A 4,460-nucleotide genomic window follows, 5' to 3' on the forward strand; every position below is an offset into this window, starting at 1 on the left:
AGCGGCAAGTGATTCATAATTTGAGAGAAAACGGTTGGGCTGGTGTTCATGATGTCCTCCGGATGCGGAATATCACGAATGAAAACCGTTTTTGATTTCAAATCGATTACGGCTGATTTGGACGAAAAAACATTTGTAATTGGGAGCTTAACGCTGATTCAAATTTCAACGTTGGGACAGTAGTGATCGCAAATTACTCATGAGTTTTTTACGATATAGGTTAATTTACCAATATCTTTAAAAAGATGCAAGGACCATCACCATCAAACCTTGCAAGAAAGCTTGACTCAAGAGATAACCTTCATAGGGCCATAACATATGAACTCTACCATCATAATACAAAAAATTTCCAGTGAACCCTTTCGGCTTTTCTTTCCCTTAGGCTCACTTGTCGCCTTGGTGGGCATTTCTTATTGGCCGTTGTTGCAATGGTATCCACAATTTTATCACGCCCCTTTTCCATTTCATTCTAATTTGATGATCGATGGGTTTGTGTTTTCTTTTGTGATGGGTTTTCTTACGACTGCAGTGCCTCGCTTTACCCGGGCGGCCCACTTTACAATTTTAGAGGTAGCGAGTTTGCTCATACTGTTATTGGCGGCTGTGCTGGCAGTTTTAAGCCAACAATTTTGGTGGCATCATCTGATTTTTTTAGTCAATCTTTTGGTGCTCATTATTTTTTTAGGCAAAAGATTTTTTGCAAGGCAACAAAACCCACCGGCTACTTTTGTGTATTTGCCCTTTGGTTTTGCCGCAGGTTTTTTGGGAAATATCTTATTTTTATTTTCCCCGGTTTGGGAAAATTTAGCCAAGGCCTATCTTTTTCAAGGGATGCTTTTGTTTTTCTTGCTGGGAGTAGGGGGCTTTTTAATTCGTTCTATTTTAGGCTGGGCCGAAGGCCTGCCTGAATCGAAAAATGATAAACTTCCCACGTTTCGTTCACCCAAAGAGCAATTGTTTTTACATTTAGGGTTGGCCTTGAGCATATTTTTGAGCTTTCTAATAGAAGGTTTTATTTCTGCCAAAGCAGGTTTAATGATGAGGGCATTATTAGTGTCGCTGGTCGTCTTCATTCAAATGAAGATTCATCGCAAATCTCCCAGCGGTAAACTGACAGCCTATGCCCTGCAGACATCGTTGTGGCTTTTAGTCTTGGGTTTTTGGGGCGCAGCTTTTGTGTCACCCCAATATCGGCTTGGATTTTTGCATTTTTGTTTTGTCGGAGGGTTTAGTCTTAGCACCTTTAGCATTGCCAGCCGTGTGATCTTAAGCCATTGCGGTTATTCGCAACTGTTAAAGGGTCGATTTTTACCTTTCTCCGTTGCGGTTATATTGATCGTGTTTGCAGGCCTGGTGCGCCTTTCGGCCAACCTTTTTCCTGAAGTTTATGCCTCCCACTTAAGTTATGCCTCGATCACCTGGAGCCTAGGCGTTTTAATTTGGATGTACTCTATTCTCTGGAAGGCGGTTAAAAAGTAATGCCTCAGTTTTGGGTGGAGAGTGCTTAGATTGTTGAGGAAGCCATTGCTTGAAGCGGCGGGGCCTCCTCTGTCATTGCGAGGCCAGCCAGCCGAAGCAATCTCTTCTGTTTAACCGGTGAGATTGCTTCGCCAGTTAGCACGGCTGACGAAACAATCTAAGCACTCTCCACCCAAAACTGAGGCATTACGGTCAAAAATACTTTTGGGGATTGATTTTAAGGCTCAACTCCATTAGTGCCTGCCACACCATGACTCAAACCTTAGCTACCAATCCTCATATTCGCAATATCGCCATCATTGCCCATGTTGATCATGGCAAGACAACCTTAGTCGATCATCTCTTTCGCCAAGCCGGCATGTTTCGAGATAATCAACAGATTGCCGAACGGGTAATGGATAATCTAGATCTCGAGCGCGAACGAGGTATCACCATTGCGGCTAAAAATTGTTCGGTGATTTATAAAGACATCAAGATCAATATTGTCGATACCCCAGGGCATGCCGATTTTGGCGGTGAGGTAGAGCGTGCGCTCATGATGGTCGATGGGGTGATTTTGTTGGTAGATAGTGCTGAAGGGCCGCTCCCTCAAACCCGCTTTGTGTTGCACAAGGCCTTAGAGCGTCACTTAAAAACGATTGTGATTGTTAATAAGATTGATCGCAAAGATTCACGACCGAAAGTCGTGCTTGATGAAATTTATCACCTGTTTATTGATTTGGGGGCCAATGATCACCAAATCGAATTTCCTGTGCTTTATGCCATTGGTCGAGAAGGCATTGCAAAAAAAACCTTAGACGGTACAGAACAAAATCTACAAGTTTTATTTGATACCATCATTAACACCATCCCGCCGCCTCATTATGATACCGCGGCACCTTTTCAAATGTTGGTTTGCAACTTAGGTTACTCCGATTATGTGGGCCGGCTTGCGATTGGCAAAGTTTTTAATGGCGAGGTCAAAAAAAATGAGCAGTTGGTGTGCATTGGCGAAGATGGGCAAATTCGTAATCTCAAGGTGTCGAAATTGCAAGTTTACGAAGGCATTCATTTCAAAGAAGTCGATGCGGTTTATCCCGGTGACATCGTCATTTTAGCAGGGATCGACGAGGTCAAAATTGGCGACACCATTTGTACGCGCGAAAATCCCCAAAGCCTGCCCCGCATTCAAGTCGACGAACCCACAGTGGCCATGCGCTTTATGCCCAATACTTCACCTTTTTCAGGTCGTGAGGGTAAATACGTGCAGTCAGCCCGCATTTGGGAACGGTTGCAAAAAGAAACCCTTTATAATGTGGCGATTGAACTTGAATTAGAAAAATCGGGTGAAAGTTTTATTGTAAAGGGGCGAGGGGAATTACAACTTTCTATTTTAATTGAAACCATGCGGCGAGAAGGCTTTGAGCTTTGTGTTGGCAAGCCACAAATTATTTTTAAAGAAGAAAATGGTCAAAAGTTAGAACCCATCGAGCATTTAATGATTGATTGTGACGAAACCTGCACGGGCATCATCACTGAAAAAATTGCGGCGCGCAAAGGCCGCATGATGAACCTGCAACCCTTTGGCACCGGCCGAGTGCGTTTAGAATTTAGCATCCCCTCGCGTGGGTTGATTGGTTATCGTGGCGAATTTTTAACCGATACCAAGGGCACCGGTATTATGAATGCCTACGTAGAAGGCTATGAGCCGCATCGGGGTGAGGTAGTTCATCGTACCTCCGGTTCGCTGGTTTGTGATCGCAATGGGGACGCCGTGGCTTACGGTATTTTCCATTTAGAAGATCGCGGTAAATTTTTTATTACCCCAGGCACAGCCGTTTATGAAGGAATGATTGTGGGCGAATATACCCGAGAAAGCGATTTAGAGATTAACCCAACTCGTGCTAAAAAGCTCACCAACATGCGGGCTTCCGGCAAAGACGAAAATGTTATTTTAACCCCGGTAGTTCCCATGACGTTGGAACAAGCCATCGAGTTTATCAAAGAAGACGAATGGGTAGAAGTAACCCCCAAAAGCATCCGCCTACGCAAAGCCATCCTCAATTCAAATGAACGTAAAGTAGCCGCCAAAAAGGCCCAAAATTAAATTATAAACTTAAACCAGCTGCATATCCGCTAGCCCAGGCCCACTGAAAATTATAGCCCCCTAGCCAGCCGGTAACATCAACCACTTCACCAATGAAATAAAGACCCGGCACCTTTTTCGTTTCCATGGTTTTAGAGGAGAGTTCTGCTGTGTCGATGTCGCCACGGGTTACTTCGGTTTGGTCGAAGCTTGCAGCTCTTGCAGGTGTTACTTCCCAATTTTTTAATAGGATCATCTTAAGGTTGTACAATGCCATTGAATATTTGCTCAATAGCGAGTCGAACCTCAGGATCAGCATCATTTTTAAGTACTTCGATGAATGCGGATATTGCTTGAGGATCAGTCGTGCCTACTAAAGCATTGCCAGCCTCAATTCGAACCTCAGGATCAGCATCATTTTTAAGTGCTTCGGTGAGTGCGGATATTGCTTGAGGATCAGTCGTGCCTCTTAAAACATAGGCAGCCTCAATTCGAACCTTAGGATCAGTATTATTTTTAAGTACTTCGATGAGTGCGGATATTGCTTGAGGATCAGTCGTGCCTCTTAAAACATTGACAGCCTCAATTCGAACCTTAGGATCAGTATCATTTTTAAGTACTTCGATGAATGCGGATATTGCTTGAGGATCAGTCGTGTCTCTTAAAACATAGGCAGCCGCAATTCGAACCTTAGGATCAGTATTATTTTTAAGTACTTCGATGAGTGCGGATATTGCTTGAGGATCAGTCGTGCCTCTTAAAACATGGGCAGCCTCAATTCGAACCTCAGGATCAGTATTATTTTTAAGTGCTTCGATGAGTGCGGATATTGCTTGAGGATCAGTCGTGCCTCTTAAAGCATAGGCAGCCGCAATTCGAACCTTAGGATCAGTATTATTTTTAAGTACTTCGATGA

The 4,460-nt window shown here is 43.8% G+C and carries 3 protein-coding genes and 1 pseudogene; 2 read left to right on the forward strand and 2 right to left on the reverse strand.

The window, feature by feature from the left end:
- Window positions 1-318 precede the first annotated feature (318 nt).
- Window positions 319-1,479 carry an NnrS family protein gene (locus tag HYU97_04440; protein ID MBI2335992.1) on the forward strand — a complete coding sequence of 387 codons (1,161 nt, stop codon included), beginning with the start codon at window positions 319-321 and terminating at the stop codon, window positions 1,477-1,479.
- Between the two features lie 250 nt (window positions 1,480-1,729).
- On the forward strand, window positions 1,730-3,565 hold the full coding sequence (gene typA / locus HYU97_04445) for a translational GTPase TypA (GenBank protein MBI2335993.1): 1,836 nt from the start codon (window positions 1,730-1,732) through the stop codon (window positions 3,563-3,565).
- A gap of 1 nt (window position 3,566) precedes the next feature.
- Here typA and HYU97_04450 read toward each other — a convergent pair.
- Window positions 3,567-3,740, reverse strand: a pseudogene (locus tag HYU97_04450) (NAD(P)/FAD-dependent oxidoreductase).
- A 61-nt stretch (window positions 3,741-3,801) separates the two neighbouring features.
- Window positions 3,802-4,460, reverse strand: a 659-nt coding sequence (locus tag HYU97_04455) for a HEAT repeat domain-containing protein (GenBank protein ID MBI2335994.1), incomplete at its 5' end; no start/stop codon positions are given.

The sequence above is a fragment of the Deltaproteobacteria bacterium genome (assembly GCA_016183235.1).
Taxonomy (GTDB): Bacteria; UBA10199; UBA10199; order DSSB01; family JACPFA01; genus JACPFA01.